We start from the raw sequence: 18,537 nt of genomic DNA, 5'->3' as shown, positions 1-18,537 counted from the left end.
CCGCTCGATTGGAGCGGGCTGAATCCATATCAGGAGGAGACATGGAGGAGACAAGAACCACTATACACGCCGGCTTGATGCGACGCAATAACTTTTTAAGGGAAAACCCCAACTTTTTTAAGGGGCAGATTCTCCCGATATATGGGAAAAATCTCCCCGTCGCGCGGCCCAAATGACACAGCAAGAAGCGGAGCGTACTGTGTGAACCTGCCCGCTAAAGTGGTAAGCATCAAAACCGTCCCCGGGGCAAACGATGAACACAGCCTTCTCCCAAGCGACGCCCGCCACGTTCGCCAACGACGACGAGCGCTGGACAGCCGTCCTGAAACGCGACATGTCCGCCGACGGCGCCTTCTTCTACGGCGTCCGTACGACGGGTGTGTTCTGCCGACCGTCGTGCGCCTCACGCCTGCCGCGCCGCGAGAACGTCGACTTCTTCACTTCAACCGACGAAGCGCGCGCCGCGGGCTATCGCGAATGCAAACGCTGCCAGCCGGGCGGCCTGCCGCGCGAACTCGAAATCGTGAACCGCGCCTGCGCGGCGCTCGACGCCGACCCGCAGCAACGCCTCACGCTCGCGCAACTGAGCGAGGCAGTGCACGTCAGCCCGTTTCACCTGCAGCGGCTGTTCAAGCGTGTAGTGGGCGTGTCGCCGCGGCAATACCAGGCGGCCCAGCGCGGCGCAGCGTTGCGCGACGCGCTGCAACGGGGCGCGGACGTGACCCGCGCCACCGTCGACGCGGGCTTCGGCTCGCCGTCCCGGATGTACGATACGGCCGCCGCAGAACTGGGCATGGCGCCGTCCGAATATCGGCGCAAAGGCGCCGGGCTGCGCGTCCACTACGCGAGCGCGCAGACTTCGCTCGGCCTGGTGCTGGTCGCGACGACCGACAAGGGCATCTGCAAGATCGCCTTCGGCGACGACAACGCGTTGCTCGTCGACGACCTGCGCAACGAATTCGGGAGCGCGGAACTGATCTACGATCCGAAACAGCTCGCGCCTTTCATCGAGCAGATCGACGGTTATCTGCGCGGCACGCGTCAGCGTTTCGATCTGCCGCTCGATATCGCCGCCACGGCCTTCCAGCAGCGTGTGTGGGAAGCGCTGCGCCGCATTCCGTACGGCGAGACGCGCAGCTATTCGCAGATCGCCGAAGCGGTCGGTTCGCCGCGCGCGGTGCGGGCCGTCGCCAATGCCTGCGCATCGAACCCTGTCGCGCTCGCGATACCTTGCCATCGCGTCGTGCACAAGGACGGCGCGCTGGCGGGCTATCGCTGGGGTGTCGCGCGCAAAGCCGTGTTGCTCGATACCGAGACGCACCGCGAATCGCGCGACGCCCACGAGGCCATTCATCCCACCGCCGACATGGATCACGCCGCTTGAGCCCCACATTGACCGTCACACTCGAACTCCCGTTCAAAGCTCCCTATGACTGGCCGCGCATCCTCCGCTTCTTCGGAGGACGCGCGACGCCGGGCGTCGAAGCCGTCGAAGACGGCGTATGGCGTCGGGCGATCGGCTGGAACGGCGATAGCGGCACACTCAACGTCCGGAAGCATCCCCGCAGGCATTGCATCGTCGCGACCATCGACGGCGCGGCGAGCCGTCACGCGGACGCGCTCGCCGCGCCGATTGCTCGCATGTTCGATCTGCACGCGGATCCCAAGGCGATCGGCGCGAGCCTCGCGGGCGATCCGTGGCTCGCGCCGCTGGTCGCGGCGGCGCCAGGCCTGCGCGTGCCCGGCGCTTGGTCCGGGTTCGAGCTCGTCGTGCGGACCATCGTTGGCCAGCAGGTCAGCGTGAAGGCCGCCACGACGATCATCGGACGAATCGTGCAGCGCGCCGGCGAGCGCATCGACGGTCATCCGCACGAGAGCACCGCGTGGCGCATCCCGACGCCCGCCGCGCTCGCCGCCGTCGATCTTGCGCAGATCGGCATGCCTGGCAAGCGCATTGACGCCTTGCAAGGCTTCGCGCGCGCCGTGGCGAACGGAGACGTGCCGATCGACAGCATCGGCAGCGCGTCCTTCGATCTTGCGCAGTTGCGCGCGTCGTTGCTCGCGCTGCCCGGAATCGGTCCATGGACGGTCGAATACGTCGCGATGCGCGCCTGGCGGGACGCCGACGCGTGGCCCGCCTGGGACCTCGTGCTGATGCAAGCCATCGCAGCGCGCGATCCGGCGCTCGTGCGTCCCAACCAGCAGCGCGCCCGAACTGACGCGTGGCGGCCGTGGCGTGCCTATGCGGCGATGCATCTGTGGAATGAAGTCGCCGATCGGGCAGGCGCTGCACGCGGCGGCTAGCGGCCTTCCGCACATTTCGGCGAACGTCGTCGATCGACTTCGCGGCCCTGCGCGGCGTAGAGTGAGAAGACGCGCAGCAGGCGCCCGAAGCCCGTCTGCAAGCTGCGCGGGAGCGGCCTGAGGCAACGCCAAGCAGCCGTTCTGGCGAGATGTTAAAGTGCCCGCTACTGAAAATTCCGCCGAACATGGTCGACCGCGCCGAGCAGCACCGTGCGGCGCATGGCGGCCGACCCTGTTCGACCCGCATCAATGCCAAACACGACACCCTCCCGCACGACCGACGCGCTGCTGCACCGCTTGTCCGTGCTGACTTCTGGCCCGCAGCGCGACGCGCTGACGACCGGTTTGCGCGGCATCGAAAAGGAAAGCCTGCGCGTGATATCCGACGGCCATCTCGCGATGACCCCGCATCCGCGCGCGCTCGGCTCGGCGCTCACCCATCCTTCGCTGACCACGGACTATTCGGAAGCGCTGCTCGAACTGATCACGTCCGCCGAGCACGACGCGGCGACCACGCTCGAGCGTCTCGACACGCTGCATCGTTTCGTTTATTCGGCCATCGGCGACGAGGTGCTGTGGAACAACTCGATGCCGGGCGTTCTGCCCGAAGACGACGAGATTCCGATCGCGGACTATGGCACGTCGAACATCGGCAAGCTGAAGTACGTGTACCGGGTCGGACTCGCGCTGCGCTACGGACGCACGATGCAATGTATCGCGGGCATCCACTACAACTATTCGTTGAACGAAGAAGTGTGGCGGCTGCTGCGGTCTGACCAGCAATCCACGGCCAATGCCGTCGATTTCCAGTCGGAACGCTATCTCGCCCTGATTCGTAATTTCCGCCGCACGAGCTGGCTGCTGATGTATCTGTTCGGCGCGTCGCCGGCGCTCGACAGGCGCTTTTTGCGCGGCCGTGCGCACACGCTCGAAACGTTCGACGCCGACACGCTCTATCGCCCGTATGCAACGAGCCTGCGCATGAGCGATCTCGGCTATTCGAACACCACGGCGCAAGCCGCGCTGCACGCCGACTATGACACGCTGCCCGGCTACCTCGACGCGCTCGCTAAAGCCGTCAGCCAGCCGTATCCGCCGTACGAGGCGATCGGCACGCAGCGCGACGGCGAATGGGTGCAGATCAACACCAACGTGCTGCAGATCGAAAACGAGTTCTACTCGACGATCCGCCCGAAGCGCGTCACGTATCCGGGCGAGCGTCCGTTGCATGCGCTTGGGGCGCGCGGCGTCCAGTACGTGGAAGTGCGCTGCATGGATATCGATCCGTTCGAACCGACGGGTATTTCGCTCGAAGCCGCGCGTTTTCTCGACGCCTATCTGCTCGTGTGCGCACTCGACGAAAGCGCGGCGCTGCCGCCGCCGGCCTATACGGAAGCGAACCAGAACTTCGGCCGCGTGACGATGGAAGGGCGCAAGCCCGGCCTCGAACTGGTGCGCGACGGACAACCCGTCAAGATGCTCGACTGGGCCAATGAACTGCTCGCGAAAATCGATCACGCAGCCGCTGCGCTCGATTCGATTCGCGGCGACGATAGCCACGCGCGCGCGGTCGCGACGCAACGCGCCAAGCTCGCGGATGCGTCGTTGACGCCGTCGGCTCGCGTGCTGCAGATCATGCGCGACAAGCAGCAGAGTTTCCTCGACTTCGGTCTCGCGCAGAGCGTCGCGCACGCGGAGTATTTCCGCGCGCGTCCGCTGGACGCAGCGCAAACGCAAGAGTTCGCCGCGCTCGCTACGCAATCGCTCGCCGAACAGGCAAAGCTGGAGCGCGAGGAAGTCGGTTCATTCGACGCGTTCGTTGCCGCGTATCGCGCTTATACGTTGAACCGCTTCAGCGTTTAGTCGGGTACGCCGTCGCGTACGCGACTCGCATCTGATGAGGGCAGCTTTGTGCTGCCCTTTTTCATGGTGCGCAAGCCGGGGACGGAAATTGCTGCAACAGATCTCGCGGTGCCCGAACGTCGCTCTGACTTCATGCGCGCGGTATGAAACGCGTAGCCAACGTCGCGGTCCAACCCTGTATAACGCAACGCTTCGCCGCTCCGACATGGGCGAGGGAGGAATCCGGGTTATGAACAAAGGTCTGATAGCCGCGCTTTGGGTCGCGGTTTGCGTGTCGGCCGGCGGCTGCTCGACGCGAGGGCAGGTCGATCCCGATGTGATGCAGATCGCGACCGCCCCGCTGACCTGCGACAGCAAGAGTCAATGCGACGCGTGGTGGCAGCGCGCGCGCACGTGGGTCACGACGCATTCCCGTTACGAGGTCGCCACCGCGACCGATACCCTGATCCAGACAGCGGGGCCCGACGGCGGCAAGCGCGATCTCTCATTCGAAATCACGAAGACGCCGAACAACGACGGCACGTCGACGATCGGTTTTGCCGCGCATTGCGACAGCTCGCTCGGATGCAAACCGAACCCGTGGGAAGCGGGCGCCGACTTCAAGCAGTTCGTGCGCGGCGGCGCGGCGAATGTGGCGGCGCCATTGCCGTCCGGACAATCGGGCGGATCGAGTGGTCAATCGGTCTCGTCGCCGACGGGCGAACCCGTTTCGCAGTAGGACGAATCAAATCGAAGCAAATTTTTGATTAAGACTTCTCCGATTGGAGTCGAGACCCGCAGCCCCTATCGTCTCGTAACTCTAATTTCTTCTGCGAGAAGTCTCATGTTCTTTCGTATCTTGACGGCGATCGCTTGCATCGCCGGCATCGCGGGATGCACTTCCTACTCCGGGCCCGCCCACAACACCGACGTCGTGACTTTGGCCAACGGAACTCAAGCGTATCGCGTCCAATGTCTCGGTTTGCTTGAAAGCTCCAAGAGCTGCATGGCTGAAGTCAAACGCATTTGCGGCGACAAGCCGGCTATGCGTATTTCGTCGGTCGATCACATCACGTCGGATCTCAAATCGGAAAATGATCCGAGCGAAATCACGTTCCAGTGCGCAACGCCTGTTGTCGAGCAGCCTGTCCAGCCGGCGCCCGTCGCCGTAGCGGCCGTCCCGGTTCCCGTCGTCGCTCCCGCTCCTGTCCGTCACGCACCGCAGCGCAAGATCACGTTGCAAGGCGACGCGACGTTCGCGGTCGGCAGCGCGACGCTGACGCCTGTTGCCACGGCGAAGCTCGATGATTTCATCGCGGCCAACCAGGGTGTCGATATCGAACGTATGACGATCGCCGGCTATACCGATTCGACGGGTTCAGCCGAACTGAACAACCGTCTGTCGGCAGCACGTGCGCGTTCGGTGCAGAGCTATCTGGCAACGGCTGGCCTGCGTGCTTCGAAGTGGGATGTGGAAGGCTACGGCAGCGCATCGCCCGTCGCGCCGAACACGACTGCTATCGGCCGCGCGAAAAACCGCAGCGTCGAGCTCCAGGTCGACGGCAAGTAATCTCTCTCGTTGAAGCATCGGGAGCCGCAGCGCTCTCAATCCCGCGGCGGCGTCAATGTCCCATTGACGCCGCCGCGCCCTTTTTGGGCTTCGTAACCCACACAAGACACGCCAGCACCACGAAGCCCGCACACGAAATGCGGAAGAAATCGTTGGTCGCCATCATGTAGCCCTGTTGCGTGACGATCTCGTTCAGTTGCGCCGTCACCGCCTGTCCCTTGAAACCCAGCGTCGTCAGCAGATCGCTATAAGACGTCGTATTCGCCGAATATGCGTTCACCGATTCCGACAGCACCGCATGGTGATAGATCGCGTCGTTTTCCCAATACGTCGTGCTGATCGCCGTGCCGATTGCGCCTGACAGCGTGCGCAGAAAGTTCGATAACCCCGATGCGCTCGCCAGCCGTTCGTCAGAAATGCTGGACAGCGTGATCGTCGTCATCGGCACGAAGAAGCAGGCCACACCGATGCCCTGCACGAGACGCGGCAGAATCACCTGATTGAACGGTGCATCGAGCGTGAACGTCGAGTTCCACAACGACACGATCGCGAACACGACGAACGCGAAGCTCGCGACGATCCGCAAATTGAGCCGGTGCATGTTGCGCCCGATCATCGGCGAGAGCACGAGCGCGAGCAGTCCGACGGGCGCGGTCGCGAGCCCCGCTTTTCCCGCCGTGTAGCCCATGACCGTCTGCAGCCAGAGCGGAAAAATCACGACGGAGCCGAAGAACGCCATAAAGCCGAACGAGATGATCAGCGCGCCCAGCGCGAAGTTGCGGTCTTTGAAGAGCGACAGGTCGACGACAGGCTCCTTCTCTGTCATCTCCCACACGATCATGAACGCCAGCGACGTTACCGCGATGATCGCGAGCGCGACGATGAACGTCGAACTGAACCAGTCGCGGTCCTTGCCGAGGTCGAGCATCATCTGCAGGCACGACACGCCGATCACCAGCAGTCCGAGGCCGATTCCGTCGATGCGCTGTTTCGTCGTCTGCGTTTCGCGTCCGCGCAGCAGGAAGTACGCGCATGCCGCCGAGAAAAGGCCGATCGGCAGGTTGATGTAGAAGATCCACGGCCAGGTGTAGTTATCGGTGATCCAGCCGCCCATCACGGGACCGAAGATCGGCGCGACGATCACCGTCATTGCCCATAGGCCGAGCGCGAGGCCGCGTTTCTCGAGCGGGTAGGAGCGCATCAAAATGGTCTGCGAAAGCGGCACCATCGGGCCGGAAACCAGCCCCTGGAGCAGACGGAACGCGATCAGCGACTCGAAATTGTGCGCGAAGCCGCAAGCCGCGGACGCAACCGTAAAGAGCAGCACCGACAGCGTGAACAGCCGGACTTCGCCGACCCGCCGCGCGAGCCAACCCGTCAACGGCACGGCGATCGCCGATGCTACGGAATACGACGAGATCACCCACGTGCCTTCGCTGGTCGCGACGCCGAGGCTGCCCGAGATGGTCGGCACGGCGACGTTCGCGATCGACGTGTCGAGCACTTCCATGAACGTACCGAGCGCGAGTCCGACGGTTAGCAGCGCGAGCCTTCCGCCTGTGAGCGGAGCAGGGGCGGCGGGCTGGGCGGATGTCGAGCCGCCGTGCAGCGGCAGGTCAGCCGTTGAATCGCTTGAAGTGGAAGCCGAAGCCAATGCGGTCATTTGGCGTGTTCTCCTTGCACATGAGAAAACTTGCCGCGACATGAAAAAGCCCTATGCTATACGCCCGGCTTTCATGTCCCGACACTCTCTGCCCAGACAGATAAATCCATAAAACAAAACCGCGCTGAAGCGCGGCTGCCTTAGTGGTCGTCGTTAGAAACGGACGATCCGCTTTCTTCTTCGCCAGACGTGGCGGCCGTCTCGCATCCGACAGCGCCGTTTCCGCCATCGATGCCGTTTGCAATGAAGCGGCTCAATAGATCGATCAACGTCGCGAGATCCGCGCCCGAAAAACCGCGTAGCTGTTCATTGAGCACGTCCGCGCCAATCTCCGGCAACTGCGACGCCGCGTGCTGACCTTGCGGCGTCAGGCCAAGCTTCACGATGCGCCGGTCCTTGTCGCTACGCGACCGTGCGATCAGTCCTTTCTTTTCGAGGCGATCGAGCATCCGCGTCATCGATCCGCTGTCGTATGACATGGCCCGCGACAACTCGAATGGGGTCGTCGCCCGGCCGCACGAAAGCAGCAGGATCACGCCGATCTGCTGCGTCGTCAGCCCGAGATGCGCAACCGCGCGATCCGTGCGCTCGACCAGCACGTTCCGCGCTTTGGTCAGGTAATAACCGAGGCTCGATTCGAGATGAATCGACTCCGGCTGGTAAGGACCGTCGGTCATGGATGCTCTTTTGGAAGCCGCCCGATGTTGCTGCAAATGTGAATGTGCTGGATTGTATCTGCCCAGGCAGTGAAATTAATCGTTCGTATTAACCGCGTAAACCCAAAGCCAAAAAACAACGAATGACCATGCTGCGATGCACAGTATCTTGAAAATTGATTGCATGGTCAATATTATTACAGGCAACGAGTTACGCGACCCGCGTCATCGGAGACCATGTTCTGACCGCACTTGCGTGCGCCTTCTTTTACCGGCGCACAGAGGATTCCCGCGATGCTGTACCTGAAAAACACCCTCGGCGGCTTGGGCCGCTCACTGACCGATTCCGCGCTGCAAACATTTCAAGGAGCCAACCGCTGGTGGAAAGTGGCTCTGTATGCGGTGATCTTCGTCCTTCCGGGCGGGTCGATCGGGGTGCTGCTCTTCGCGTGGTTCGAACACCGGCGCACTCGAAGCGCCAAAACACGGGCCGCGAGGCCCGTGTCGTTGCTCGCTTCTCCGCTCAAGGCCCGTTCGACGGGCAACCATCAGTCGATCGCTCCCGCCGCCACGGTTTGCCAGGCGCGCCCCGACGCGCCAGCGTGCCGCGCCGCTGCAGGCAAGCAGGCGCGGCAGACCACCGCCGATCCGCGCGTCTAGGCGTCTCGCGCATCGCTTCGGGATGAAGGCCGCCGTAGGGCGGCCTTTGCTTTTTCCGGCCTGCGGCATGCACTCGCGCAAATAGCGCCGTAACAGCGCGTAACCGTCGCCTCACCGTCGGTAACACACACGGAGCGCGGGCGGCATTACTCTTTCGATTTCATTGCTGGGCAATGCGTGCGCTACCATTCGAGCCATCACGAGCACGCGCCGTCCATCGCGCGAGCAGCCGCTCCGCACTTCGCCCTGGCGCATGGCGCCTACCGAATCGACAGGAATTCATTTGCATGCAGTTTGATCGAACTTCGCGCGCACGCGCCTCGGTCGCGAACGTCGCGGGGCAACGCGTCCTGAACCTCGCCGCTTGCGCAGCGCTGGCGTTCGCGCTGGCCGGCTGCGCGGTCGGTCCCGATTACAAGCGGCCGTCCGTCGACATTCCGGCCTCGTACAAGGAAGCCGCCGACGGCTGGAAAGTCGCGCAGCCCGCCGACCAGCAAGATCGCGGCGCGTGGTGGGCCATCTACAACGATCCGCAACTGAGCGCGCTCGAAGACAAACTCAACGCGTCGAACCAGACCGTCGCGCAGTTCGCCGCAGCCTACCGGCAGGCGCGCGCGCTGGTTGGCGAGGCGCGCGCGGCGTACTTCCCGGTGATCAGCGCGGGGGCGAGCGCGACGCGCTCGCGTACGCCGAGCCGCAGCTTCAGCGGTTCGGTGACGGGCGGGGGCGGCGGCACGACGTCGTCGCTCAGCAGTTCGGGCACGATCAGCAACAGCTACAGCCTGTCGCTCGACGCCACCTGGGAACCCGATCTCTGGGGCAAGGTGAGCCGTACCGTCGCGAGCCAGCAGGCAGGCCAGCAAGCCGCCGCCGCCGATCTGGCGAACGCGCGTCTGTCCGCGCAGGCGACGCTTGCGCAAACCTACTTCAACATCCGTTCGCTCGACGCGCAGCAAAAGCTGCTCGACGATACCGTCGCCGCCTATCAGCGCTCGCTCACGCTCACCCAGAACCGCTACGCGCAGGGCGTCGCCGCCCGCTCGGATGTGATTCAGGCGCAAACGCAGCTGCAATCGGCGCAGGCTGCCGCCATCGACAACGGCGTCGCGCGCGCGCAAAACGAGCACGCGATCGCCGTGCTGGTTGGCGAACCGGCTTCCGCGTTCTCTCTGCCGCCCGCGCCGCTCGATGCCGTGCCGCCCGCCACGCCCGCGCAACTGCCGTCGGCGCTGCTCGAACGTCGCCCGGATATCGCGTCGGCCGAGCGCAAGGCCGCAGCGGCGAACGAGCAGATCGGCGTCGCGATTTCGGCGTTTTTCCCGACGCTGACGCTGTCGGCCAGCGGCGGCTTCGAAAGCTCTGTGTTCTCGCAGCTGCTGCAAATGCCGTCGCGCTTCTGGACGCTTGGGCCTTCGCTCGCCCAGACCATTTTCGACGCCGGCCTGCGCAAGGCGCAGACGGACGCCGCGCGTGCCACCTACGACCAGGACGTCGCCACGTACCGGCAAGCGGTGCTGACAGCGTTCCAGGACGTCGAGGACAACCTCGCTTCACTGCGCATCCTCGAGCAGGAAGTCACGGTGCAACAGCAGGCCGTCCAGTCCGCGCAGCAGGCGGTCGAGATCGTCACGAACCAGTACAAATCGGGCACCGTCGACTATCTGAACGTGTTGACGGCGCAGACCACCGCCTTCACGGCCGAGCAGAAGCTGGCGAGCATCGCGGGGCAGCGGATGGTGTCGTCGGTCGGGCTCGTCAAGGCGCTCGGCGGCGGCTGGGAAGTCGATCAAATGAATCGCGAGACGGGCGATGTCGCAGCACCTGCGCCCGCGTCTGCGCCTGGCGGGCCCGTTGCGAAAACGTCCACCTCAGCGGGCTAAACGGCAAACGGCACACGCACCAACGCAAACGGCCGCCATGCGCAAACAAGGCGGCCGTTGTGTTTTCTGCGGGCCCAAAGCGAAAAGGTCAGTGGACGAACGTCAGCGCGACCTGTCCGGGCCCAGTCGGGCGTCCGAGCAGATTCAGCAGGCCGGCGAGATTGTCGACGGAGTCGGGCGTCGTGCTCGCCGTGCCCATGAAGGACGTCGAGGCCTCGCTGAGCGTGCCGTGACCGTTCAGCAGCAGCGGCCCCTTTGTCGTCGACAGATCGAGCGTGCCCGATCCGCCCTGCGCCTGAAACACCACGCGATACGACCCGAGCGGCTTCACGCGCGATACACGCGAACTCATGTCGTTCAGCGTCACGATCAACTGACCGAATGCCTGGCGGTTGAAGCTGCGCCACTCGGTCCACGTCAGCCGCACGTCGCCTTGCAGGTCGAGCGTGTTGAACGGCGCGCCGAGACCCGCAAGCAACGACGCAGGCACGGCGATCGTGCCGCCCGACAGCGTCGCGCTGCGCAGCGTTGCGTCGACCGTGACGGGGTCGGGCATCGCCTGGCTTTGCAGCATCTGCATCCGCACGCGGCCCATGAACAGCGGCCAGAACGACGTGCGCCATTCGATGCGCCCCGGCAGCAGCGTCGCGCTTTCCGCGCCCGGCCCGGCAGCGAGCATCAGCGACGCCGAGCCGTGCCACAGCGAACCCGATGGCTCGACGAGATTGACGTGCCCTTGCGTAGCCTTCGCGAACTGCGGCGTGACCCAGGCGGCGGGCGCCATCACGAGCAGCACCACGACGTTCGCGATCAGCGCGACGGCAATCCAGGGCAGCGCGGCGCGTAATCGCCGCATCCAGAAACTCATGCGGGACCCCGTGACTGCGCCGTCATTTGATTGTTGCCGGTTGCAGCGATGCCGTCAGATCGACCTGCCCGTCGTGCTTCAAGCCCGTGACATGCGCCTCGGACACCTGCACCTTGAACTGCTTACGCGCGTCGTCGAGCCATTCCGTCCACGCGGGAAACGACGCGTTCTTCAACTGGATCTGCACCGCGTTGCCGAGCACCTGCACTTGCGTCGGCGGGAGCCCGTGGTCGTTCAGCGACGCCGTCAGCGCATCCTTCAGCGCGCCGCCCGTCGGCGCCACACCCTGCGCGGCCGCCGACAGCGCGCGCGCCTCGTTCGCCTGCGCGGTCATCTGCGAAAGCTGGCGCTGCAGGCCCGGGATCGATTCGCGCAGCCGCGCGCGCCCTTCCTGCGCGGGCGCCCACAGCACCGACCAGATGATGACGACGGCCAGCACCGCGCCACCCCACGTCAAAAGTGCCTTTTCGCGTGGCGTGCGGGCATCCCAGAATCCGGCCCATGTGTTCAACAGTTCTGCTTTCATTGTCCGTTCCTGATCGTCCACTTGCCGGTATTGCTGTCGATAGCGCCCGTCAGGCCATTGCGCGTCAGACGTTGCTGGAATTCCGGATCGACCTTGACCTCGGGTTTGAACGTCACGTCGACACGCCGGTCGTGGTAGTCCAGCGCGGCCAGGCCGTTGACGGGAATCGGCCCGAGCGAGCGCGCGAGCCCATCCGCCAGGGAAAGGAAATCGTCCGGCGACAGTTCACCCGCCGCGACGCGCAATTGCTGCAACTGACGCGCCATCTGATCGGGCGCGTCGAGCACGACCGTCGTCTTCGGAAAGGTGTTGAGCAGCAGCTCGGTCATCTGCGCGCTGATCGCATCGCGCTGGCGCGACAGCATCAGCCACTGCACGTTCGCGCCGACGATCGCGACGAGCACCGTGCCCACCAGCAGCCACAGCGGCAAGCGCAGGCGGCGTAGCGTCGCGCGATCGAGACGCCATGGCTGCACGGCGAACTCGAACTGCGCGAGGTCGAAGCGGCACTGGATCGCGTTGCGCGCGAGCGTTTCGAACGACAGCGGCAGCGCGCCCGCGATCGACGTGTGACGTCCCGATTGCGCCACCGATGCCATGCGCGGCTCGCTACCAGGTAAATCGACGAGCGTGTACAGCGTGACGGGCGCATGGCCCGCGAGCGCGGCCACCGTCGCGCCGACGGCCGATTCCGGCACGGCCAGCCCTTCGCCGAGCGGACCGCGCACGAGCGCCAGCTCGACGCGCGGCGGTGCGGCATCGACGGCGCCTTCGCCGAGCACGGCGGCCGTCGACGGCACGACATGGCCCAGCACGGCTGCAACGACGGGCGTGATACTCGCGACGGCCGGCTCGACGTGCGGCGGCGCAGAATCGGCGCCAGCGGCAACGGCTTCTTCCGCACGCACTTCAGCCGCCATCGCCGCGGCGATGGGCTGCGGCAGACAACGCGTAACAGGCACCGCCTTCAGAGTGCGATGACCCGCCGCCGCAAACGTCTCGACGATATAGCGGAACCAGCCGCGATCGACGATAGCGAGCACGTGGCGGTTGCCGGCGAGCGGCTGCGGATCGAGCGCGATGTGCGTGGTCTGCGCGTCCTGGATCAGTTGATCTTCGACGACGTTCGGCAGCGCCTGACGCAAGCGCGGGCCTTTCAGCGGGGGCACGGCCGTAGCGAGCATCAGGCAGTCGCGCGCGGCGAGCATCAGCACGGTCGAGCTTGCGCGCGGCAGCAGGCCGGGCGCCGAGCGGCCGGCGCGCTGGGTGCGCCCCGATTTGTCGAGCAGCAGAAACGGCAGCTCCGGTAGTTGCCATTCCTGCGACGGCACCGCCGGATCACGCGGCGGCAGAAGAACGATCAGCGTGCTCAAAGTCCACTCTCTCGGGAAATTGCGTTGTTCATAGTTGATCTCGTCCCCATACGATACGCGTCGTATGCGTCAGCGCGTCGCGATAGACAAGGGTGGTGCGATCGACTTCGGCGCGTTCGTGCTCGACGCGTCCGTGGATCAGGAAATAGCTGGTGTTCACGTCGAGCTGGTTCGGATCGAACACGAGTTGCTGGACGCCCGCGCCGCGCAACGCAAGCTGCACATCGCCGACGTTGTGGAAGAAGACCGTCTCGCGCCGCGCAACGAACGCCTGCGCATTCGACAGATTCATCCCCGGCACGACGGCCGCGACCACCTCGGCGGGCGCGGTGTTCATGTTGACGGGCGTGGTCGTCGGCAGCACGGTCACGAACGGGCGCAGCCGCGCGATCATCTCCGGTGTGAAGCCGGGCACGTCGAGCAGCGAATCGACGCCCGTCATCTGAAGCGGCGCGACGGGCGCGTTCTCATCGGTGTCTTCCAGACCTGGCTGATCGGTGTAGTTGCCACCCCCGTCGCGCCGCTTTGCGGCTGCGTTGGGTCGACGGTCGCGGGATTGGCCGCCGTCTGGAAGCGTGTCGCCGATTGCCGCAGTCCCGCGCGCAATTGCAGCGCCGTGTTCTTCGCCAGTTGCCCGTTGATGCCGAGCAGCTGCAACAAGCGCTGGAACGACTGGATTTGCTGGATGTTGAGCGTCAGCGCGCCCGGCACCGCCGTTGAAACGAGGTTGCGCAGATTGAATTTGGCCTGCGCATCTTCGATCGAACCGGATATATAAGTCGCCCCGCCTTCCTGCGCGCGCACCTCGCCGATCTGCCCGAGAAAATCTGAAAGTCGCGTGCGCGCGATCGGCACGCCCCAGACGCCGCCAAGATACGTGATTCCCGCCGACGTATCGCCTTCGGAACGAAGAATGAGGCGCGTCCAGTCGAGCGCTCCGCGCGACACCCACTGCGCCTGCGCAAGCAGCCGTTGATTCTCGATGCGCCGGATCTGCACCTGTTCCCGCCACAGCATGCCGGAAACAAGAATCGCGGACAGCGCGACGACCAGCAGCGCGCTAATGATGGCAGCGCCGCGTTGAGCCGCAGGTTTCGAACGGGCAGGGCGAAAGCGCTTGATCAAAACTCACTCCCCAACGAGAAAAACCCGCGTAACGGGCCGCGTGAGCGAACTCGCGCCGATGCTCACTTCCAGCCCCGTCACCGACCTCGGCAGCGGCGCATTGCCGAGCTGAGGCACTTTCAGATTATTGTCGTTCTCCGTGATCGCCGACTGCACGTCTTTCATCTGCGTCGTCCAGCCGACTTTTGGCACATACAGCCGCGCGGTAATCGCGCCGATACCGCCGATCAACGGCACGGCGTTCCAGTTCTCGTTCTCCGAACCGCCAAGTGCGCGGCGCACCTCGCCAATGTTCGCCAACGGCGGCGACGCATAGCGCAGAATCCGCCCTTCCGTGATCCGATACCGCACGACCACCAAGCGGGGCGGCGCGCCCGGCGCCCGCATGTACCGCACGATCTGCAGCGCGTTGCCATTCACCGCGACGACCGGTTCGCCCGCTTCGTCGTCGGAGGCGGCGTTGCGCACGTCGATGCGCATCTGATCGAAAAACTGCGCGAACACACGCTCGTCTGCCATTGCATTGGTGATCGTCTGCCGTCCGCGGATGATCTGATCCAGCCCGCGCCACGACAGCACCGCGATCACCGCCAGAATCGCGATCGCGACGAGCAGTTCGATCAGCGTGAAGCCGCCCGCTGTTTTTCTGAGCAGCGGCGAATGTCGAACGCGCGACACGTCGTGCTCAGAGCGAGCGATTCGTTTCATTCGCGATCACCGTCACCATCTGCGCGAGGTTGCCCGAGTGACCGGGCGACGTCACTGAAACCTCGACGCGTCGAAACACCGGGTTCGGCGTCGCGCTTACGTTTTCCGTGCAAATCAGTTGCAGGTTGCCCTGCGAGCAGTCGAAACTCTGCGAGCCGACTTCGGGCCACGCATGCGCCAGATGCAGCTGGGCGAGCGCGTTGTCCGCGCTCCAGCCCGCCAGCAGCCGCCGATGCAGATCGGCCTCGCCCGTCGCGAGACTGCCGACCGCGCGCAGCGAAGCAGCCAGCGCGACCGCGATGATCGCCAGCGCGACCAGCACTTCGATCATCGTGAAGCCTCCCGCCCGGTTGCGATTCGGGTTATTCACAGCGCCGCGCACGCGGCGAAGACGAAGCGCATACGGCATCAGCGCACCTCGTACCGGCCGTTGCCCGTGCCGATGATCGTCACGCGCCCCACGGCGGAAAAGAGCGTCACCTGCACGGGCGTATCGATGCTCTCGGTGCCGAACACGATGCGGTCCGAATGCGTGTCGGAGCCGGGATAGTCGATCGTCACGCCCGTTACGCCGCCTTCCCAGTGGCGCGGCCCAAGCAGATCGTCGCGCAACGGACGCCAGCCGTCGTTGGTGTGGATATCGAAACGAAAGCCGCCGTCCAGCGGCAGCCATGAAATGGGGCGCGCGCGCACTTGCGCTTCGTCGCCCGCCGATTCGAACAGCAATGCGAGCCGCTGCGCTTCCTCGTTCAGGTCCGTGCGCGGGTTGCGTGTCAGCGATAGCGATGCAAGCGACACCAGCAGGCCTGCGATCACCAGTACGACCAGCATTTCGAGCAGCGTGAAGCCGCGCTGGCGCTCGCGTGCCGCCGTGCGCATTGCATGCTGCTTCATGCAGCCGCGCGCGTCGTTGACGCGGGCGACCTCACGAAGCGTGCGCGGCATGCAGTCGTGCAATCGCATGGTGCCGGTAACGATGGATATCGATTCAATCAGCGTGATGAGCCTATTGCCACGAGCCGACGTCGGCATCGTTGCCTTCGCCGCCCGGCTTGCCGTCCGCACCGTAGCTGAACACGTCGATCTCGCCGTGCACACCCGGGTTCAGATACTGATACGAATTGCCCCATGGGTCGTTAGGCAGACGTTCGAGATAACCGCCGTCCTTCCAGTTGTTCGGCACCGGGTCCGTCGACGGTTTTTCGATCAGCGCGCGCAGGCCTTGTTCCTGCGTCGGATAGCGGCCGTTGTCGAGACGATAGAGCTTCAGCGACTGCATGATAGTGCCGATGTCCTGCTTGGCGGCCACGCGGCGCGCTTCGTCCGGACGGCTCATGATCTTCGGCACGATCAGCGCAGCCAGAATGCCGAGGATCGCGATCACGACCATGATTTCGATCAGCGTGAACCCGCGTTGAAGGCGGGCGCGCTGGCCCGCGCGCATAGCCGCGATCTCGTTGCGGCGACTGGTCCACATTTGCATAGCTTGCTACCTCGTTTGAATGAAGGGTCGATCGATCAGACGTCACGTAAAGCGTTGAGAATTCAGCACTCTGCACGTCCGGTCGGTCATTTTAATGTCATGCAGTTGAAGGCTTCCGATCTGCCGATCCGTATGCCGCAAAATTCACAATAGTCCGTACAATTACACGAATGAACGCACTCCAGATCCGCCTGATTTCGCTCGCCGTTTTCGCCGTGTTCTGCGCGACGCTCACTTACTGGGTTGTCACGCTCACGTCGCATGCCGGTGCGCCCGTGCCCGCTGCCGCCGTGCGCGCGCCCGTTTCGACGGATCAGGCTGCGGCGCTGTTTGGCGGCCAGCTCACGCGCACCGCGAATCAGGACATCCATCTGTTCGGCATCCTCGCGCTCAGCGAAGGCGCCGCCGCGATCATCAGCACGGGCGGCGAACCGCCGCATGCCGTATCGCTGGGCAGCACGATCATGCAAGGCGCCAAGCTCGCCGAAGTGCGCGCCCGCTCGATCATCATCGACCGTAACGGCTCCCACTCCGAAATCTTCCTTCCCGCGAACCCGCCCGGCCCGACTATCTACGTGCGCTGATGTCATTCTCTGCCGGGCCGACGCAAGCTGAAAACGCCCGTCCGGCTTGCAAGTCTTTCGGACGCTAACGGGCCGTCACTGCACCAGGTTGTTCAACTCGATGATCGGCAGCATCACCGCGAGCACGATCACCAGCACTACGCCGCCCATCGCGAGAATCAGCAGAGGCTCGAGCAGACTCGTCAGGAACATCGTGCGCCGTTCGAGTTCGCGCGCCTCACCTTCGGCCGCGCGGTCGAGCATCGTCGTCACGTCGCCCGTCGCTTCGCCCGAACGGATCAGGTGCACGAGCACAGGCGGAAAGGTCTTCGTGTTGCCGAGCGCGCGCGACAGCGACGTGCCTTCGCGCACACGGACGATCGCGTCGTCGATGTTGTTGCGCATCGCCTTGTTGCTGAGCGTTTCGCTCGCGGCCTGCAGCGCGCGCAGAATCGGCACGCCCGCCGCCGTCAGAATGCCGAGCGTGCTCGCGAAGCGCACCGTGTTGTAGCCGCGCACGAGCTTGCCGAAGAGGGGCGCCGTCAAAACCCAGCGATCGAACGCGAGGCGCGGTCCCGGTTGCGCGAGTATCGCGCGCACCACGTACACGACGATCACCAGCGCGATCAGCATGGCCCACCACCAGTTACGCACGAAGCCGGAGAGCGCCATCATCATCACCGTGAGGATCGGCAACTGCTGCTTCGTGCTGGCGAACACGTTGACGACCTGCGGCACGACGTAGCTCAACAGGAACGTGACGATGCCGAACGCGATGATCGTCACGATGGTCGGATACGTGAACGCGAGCACGATCTTCTGCTTGAGCGCGTTGCGCTGCTCGATGTAATCGGCGAGGCGCGACAGCACGAGTCCGAGCTTGCCCGTATGTTCACCCGCTGCGACCAGCGCGCGATAAATCTCGGGAAAATCTTTCGGATGCTGTGACAGCGCGTTTGCCAGCGAATGGCCGCCCAGCACTTCTGCGCGGATCGCGGCCATCAGTTCGCGGATGTAATCGCGCTCCGACTGCTCGGTGAGCACCGAGAGCGCTTCGTCGAGTGGCAGACCGGCGATCAGCAGACTCGCGAGTTGCCGCGTGAGAATCGCCTGCTCGCGCTGCGAGAGCTTGCGCCCCAAGGACAGCCGCTGGGTGCGCTCGCCGCGCGTGCGCGTCGCCGCCGGTTCGACGACGAGCGGCGTCAGACCTTGCGTGCGCAACTGCGTGCGTGCGCCGCGCGCGCTGTCGGCATCGAGCACGCCTTTTTGCGCCTTGCCGGCGGCGTCGATCGCTTCGAAACGGAATGCGGGCATGC

General features: G+C 64.6%; 19 protein-coding genes and 1 pseudogene. 8 read left to right on the top strand and 12 right to left on the bottom strand.

The genetic code is table 11. The features are described 5' to 3' along the window. Positions 1–253: 253 nt before the first annotated feature. The 5 genes from ada to H1204_RS17545 all read left to right on the top strand — a co-directional run bounded on the left by ada (position 254) and on the right by H1204_RS17545 (position 5,716). Positions 254–1,384, top strand: a complete 1,131-nt coding sequence (gene ada / locus H1204_RS17565; protein WP_180729281.1) for a bifunctional DNA-binding transcriptional regulator/O6-methylguanine-DNA methyltransferase Ada — start codon at positions 254–256, stop codon at positions 1,382–1,384. Further along, positions 1,381–2,304, top strand: coding sequence for a DNA-3-methyladenine glycosylase (locus tag H1204_RS17560; RefSeq protein WP_180729280.1), 924 nt, complete (start codon positions 1,381–1,383; stop codon positions 2,302–2,304). Before ada ends, H1204_RS17560 begins: the two co-directional genes overlap by 4 nt. A 249-nt stretch (positions 2,305–2,553) precedes the next feature. Further along, positions 2,554–4,167, top strand: coding sequence for a glutamate--cysteine ligase (gene gshA / locus H1204_RS17555; RefSeq protein WP_180729279.1), 1,614 nt, complete (start codon positions 2,554–2,556; stop codon positions 4,165–4,167). A gap of 229 nt (positions 4,168–4,396) precedes the next feature. Continuing rightward, the gene (locus H1204_RS17550) at positions 4,397–4,885 is read left to right on the top strand and encodes a hypothetical protein (RefSeq protein ID WP_180729278.1); all 489 of its coding nucleotides are present in this window, start codon (positions 4,397–4,399) and stop codon (positions 4,883–4,885) included. A gap of 267 nt (positions 4,886–5,152) precedes the next feature. Continuing rightward, the gene (locus H1204_RS17545) at positions 5,153–5,716 is read left to right on the top strand and encodes an OmpA family protein (RefSeq protein WP_243468530.1); all 564 of its coding nucleotides are present in this window, start codon (positions 5,153–5,155) and stop codon (positions 5,714–5,716) included. Positions 5,717–5,768: 52 nt separating this feature from the next. Here H1204_RS17545 and H1204_RS17540 read toward each other — a convergent pair whose 3' ends face one another. Both H1204_RS17540 and H1204_RS17535 read right to left on the bottom strand, forming a co-directional pair. Further along, positions 5,769–7,379 carry a DHA2 family efflux MFS transporter permease subunit gene (locus H1204_RS17540; RefSeq protein WP_243468529.1) on the bottom strand — a complete coding sequence of 537 codons (1,611 nt, stop codon included), beginning with the start codon at positions 7,377–7,379 and terminating at the stop codon, positions 5,769–5,771. Positions 7,380–7,519: 140 nt separating this feature from the next. Further along, positions 7,520–8,056: a MarR family transcriptional regulator gene (locus tag H1204_RS17535; RefSeq protein WP_180729276.1), complete on the bottom strand. Its 537-nt coding sequence runs from the start codon at positions 8,054–8,056 to the stop codon at positions 7,520–7,522. Between the two features lie 273 nt (positions 8,057–8,329). Between H1204_RS17535 and H1204_RS17530 the strand changes: the two genes are divergently transcribed. Together H1204_RS17530 and H1204_RS17525 are read left to right on the top strand one after the other, a co-directional pair. Continuing rightward, the gene (locus H1204_RS17530) at positions 8,330–8,695 is read left to right on the top strand and encodes a hypothetical protein (RefSeq protein WP_180729275.1); all 366 of its coding nucleotides are present in this window, start codon (positions 8,330–8,332) and stop codon (positions 8,693–8,695) included. 287 nt (positions 8,696–8,982) lie between these two features. Beyond that, entirely contained in the window at positions 8,983–10,575 is a 1,593-nt protein-coding gene (locus H1204_RS17525; protein WP_180729274.1) for an efflux transporter outer membrane subunit, read from the top strand. Between the two features lie 88 nt (positions 10,576–10,663). Here H1204_RS17525 and H1204_RS17520 read toward each other — a convergent pair whose 3' ends face one another. From H1204_RS17520 to gspG, 9 genes and pseudogenes are all read right to left on the bottom strand, one after another. Further along, positions 10,664–11,443 carry a type II secretion system protein N gene (locus tag H1204_RS17520; protein WP_180729273.1) on the bottom strand — a complete coding sequence of 260 codons (780 nt, stop codon included), beginning with the start codon at positions 11,441–11,443 and terminating at the stop codon, positions 10,664–10,666. Between the two features lie 22 nt (positions 11,444–11,465). Further along, positions 11,466–11,969: a type II secretion system protein M gene (locus tag H1204_RS17515; RefSeq protein ID WP_180729272.1), complete on the bottom strand. Its 504-nt coding sequence runs from the start codon at positions 11,967–11,969 to the stop codon at positions 11,466–11,468. Beyond that, complete coding sequence (gene gspL / locus H1204_RS17510) at positions 11,966–13,342, bottom strand: type II secretion system protein GspL (protein ID WP_180729271.1); 1,377 nt, start codon at positions 13,340–13,342, stop codon at positions 11,966–11,968. The genes H1204_RS17515 and gspL overlap by 4 nt, the downstream gene beginning before the upstream one ends. 28 nt (positions 13,343–13,370) lie before the next feature. Beyond that, a complete protein-coding gene (gene gspK / locus H1204_RS17505) occupies positions 13,371–14,294 on the bottom strand; it encodes a type II secretion system minor pseudopilin GspK (protein WP_346015747.1) in 924 nt (307 codons plus the stop codon). Next, positions 14,180–14,467: pseudogene (locus H1204_RS52945) on the bottom strand (type II secretion system minor pseudopilin GspK); the annotation flags it as partial. The pseudogene H1204_RS52945 and the gene gspK, both read right to left, overlap by 115 nt. Before the next feature lie 3 nt (positions 14,468–14,470). After that, positions 14,471–15,175 carry a prepilin-type N-terminal cleavage/methylation domain-containing protein gene (locus H1204_RS17500; protein ID WP_180729270.1) on the bottom strand — a complete coding sequence of 235 codons (705 nt, stop codon included), beginning with the start codon at positions 15,173–15,175 and terminating at the stop codon, positions 14,471–14,473. Then, positions 15,153–15,584 carry a type II secretion system minor pseudopilin GspI gene (gene gspI, locus H1204_RS17495; protein ID WP_180729269.1) on the bottom strand — a complete coding sequence of 144 codons (432 nt, stop codon included), beginning with the start codon at positions 15,582–15,584 and terminating at the stop codon, positions 15,153–15,155. The genes H1204_RS17500 and gspI overlap by 23 nt, the downstream gene beginning before the upstream one ends. After that, entirely contained in the window at positions 15,584–16,069 is a 486-nt protein-coding gene (locus H1204_RS17490; RefSeq protein WP_243468643.1) for a GspH/FimT family pseudopilin, read from the bottom strand. The genes gspI and H1204_RS17490 overlap by 1 nt, the downstream gene beginning before the upstream one ends. A gap of 112 nt (positions 16,070–16,181) precedes the next feature. Further along, on the bottom strand, positions 16,182–16,658 hold the full coding sequence (gspG, locus tag H1204_RS17485) for a type II secretion system major pseudopilin GspG (protein WP_180729267.1): 477 nt from the start codon (positions 16,656–16,658) through the stop codon (positions 16,182–16,184). 170 nt (positions 16,659–16,828) lie between these two features. Between gspG and H1204_RS17480 the strand changes: the two genes are divergently transcribed. Then, a complete protein-coding gene (locus tag H1204_RS17480; RefSeq protein ID WP_180729266.1) occupies positions 16,829–17,242 on the top strand; it encodes a type II secretion system protein N in 414 nt (137 codons plus the stop codon). A gap of 75 nt (positions 17,243–17,317) precedes the next feature. Here H1204_RS17480 and gspF read toward each other — a convergent pair whose 3' ends face one another. Then, complete coding sequence (gspF, locus tag H1204_RS17475) at positions 17,318–18,535, bottom strand: type II secretion system inner membrane protein GspF (protein ID WP_180729265.1); 1,218 nt, start codon at positions 18,533–18,535, stop codon at positions 17,318–17,320. Between the last annotated feature and the right edge of the window lie 2 nt (positions 18,536–18,537).

This window comes from Paraburkholderia sp. PGU19, from assembly GCF_013426915.1.
Classification (GTDB): domain Bacteria; phylum Pseudomonadota; class Gammaproteobacteria; order Burkholderiales; family Burkholderiaceae; genus Paraburkholderia.
Note: the sequence above shows the minus strand (reverse complement) of the source record. Positions and strands in the feature narration are given on the sequence as shown.

Excerpts from the sequence above, each read along its gene's own strand:
- H1204_RS17540 (WP_243468529.1), bottom strand. The coding sequence starts at position 7,379 with ATGACCGCATTGGCTTCGGCTTCCACTTCAAGCGATTCAACGGCTGAC.
- H1204_RS17525 (WP_180729274.1), top strand. The coding sequence starts at position 8,983 with ATGCAGTTTGATCGAACTTCGCGCGCACGCGCCTCGGTCGCGAACGTC.
- H1204_RS17515 (WP_180729272.1), bottom strand. The coding sequence starts at position 11,969 with ATGAAAGCAGAACTGTTGAACACATGGGCCGGATTCTGGGATGCCCGC.
- H1204_RS17545 (WP_243468530.1), top strand. The coding sequence starts at position 5,153 with ATGGCTGAAGTCAAACGCATTTGCGGCGACAAGCCGGCTATGCGTATT.
- gspF (WP_180729265.1), bottom strand. The coding sequence starts at position 18,535 with ATGCCCGCATTCCGTTTCGAAGCGATCGACGCCGCCGGCAAGGCGCAA.
- H1204_RS17535 (WP_180729276.1), bottom strand. The coding sequence starts at position 8,056 with ATGACCGACGGTCCTTACCAGCCGGAGTCGATTCATCTCGAATCGAGC.
- H1204_RS17550 (WP_180729278.1), top strand. The coding sequence starts at position 4,397 with ATGAACAAAGGTCTGATAGCCGCGCTTTGGGTCGCGGTTTGCGTGTCG.
- gspG (WP_180729267.1), bottom strand. The coding sequence starts at position 16,658 with ATGCAAATGTGGACCAGTCGCCGCAACGAGATCGCGGCTATGCGCGCG.
- ada (WP_180729281.1), top strand. The coding sequence starts at position 254 with ATGAACACAGCCTTCTCCCAAGCGACGCCCGCCACGTTCGCCAACGAC.
- gshA (WP_180729279.1), top strand. The coding sequence starts at position 2,554 with ATGCCAAACACGACACCCTCCCGCACGACCGACGCGCTGCTGCACCGC.
- H1204_RS17520 (WP_180729273.1), bottom strand. The coding sequence starts at position 11,443 with ATGAGTTTCTGGATGCGGCGATTACGCGCCGCGCTGCCCTGGATTGCC.
- gspI (WP_180729269.1), bottom strand. The coding sequence starts at position 15,584 with ATGCCGTATGCGCTTCGTCTTCGCCGCGTGCGCGGCGCTGTGAATAAC.
- H1204_RS17500 (WP_180729270.1), bottom strand. The coding sequence starts at position 15,175 with ATGAAACGAATCGCTCGCTCTGAGCACGACGTGTCGCGCGTTCGACAT.
- H1204_RS17490 (WP_243468643.1), bottom strand. The coding sequence starts at position 16,069 with ATGAAGCAGCATGCAATGCGCACGGCGGCACGCGAGCGCCAGCGCGGC.
- H1204_RS17480 (WP_180729266.1), top strand. The coding sequence starts at position 16,829 with ATGAACGCACTCCAGATCCGCCTGATTTCGCTCGCCGTTTTCGCCGTG.
- H1204_RS17530 (WP_180729275.1), top strand. The coding sequence starts at position 8,330 with ATGCTGTACCTGAAAAACACCCTCGGCGGCTTGGGCCGCTCACTGACC.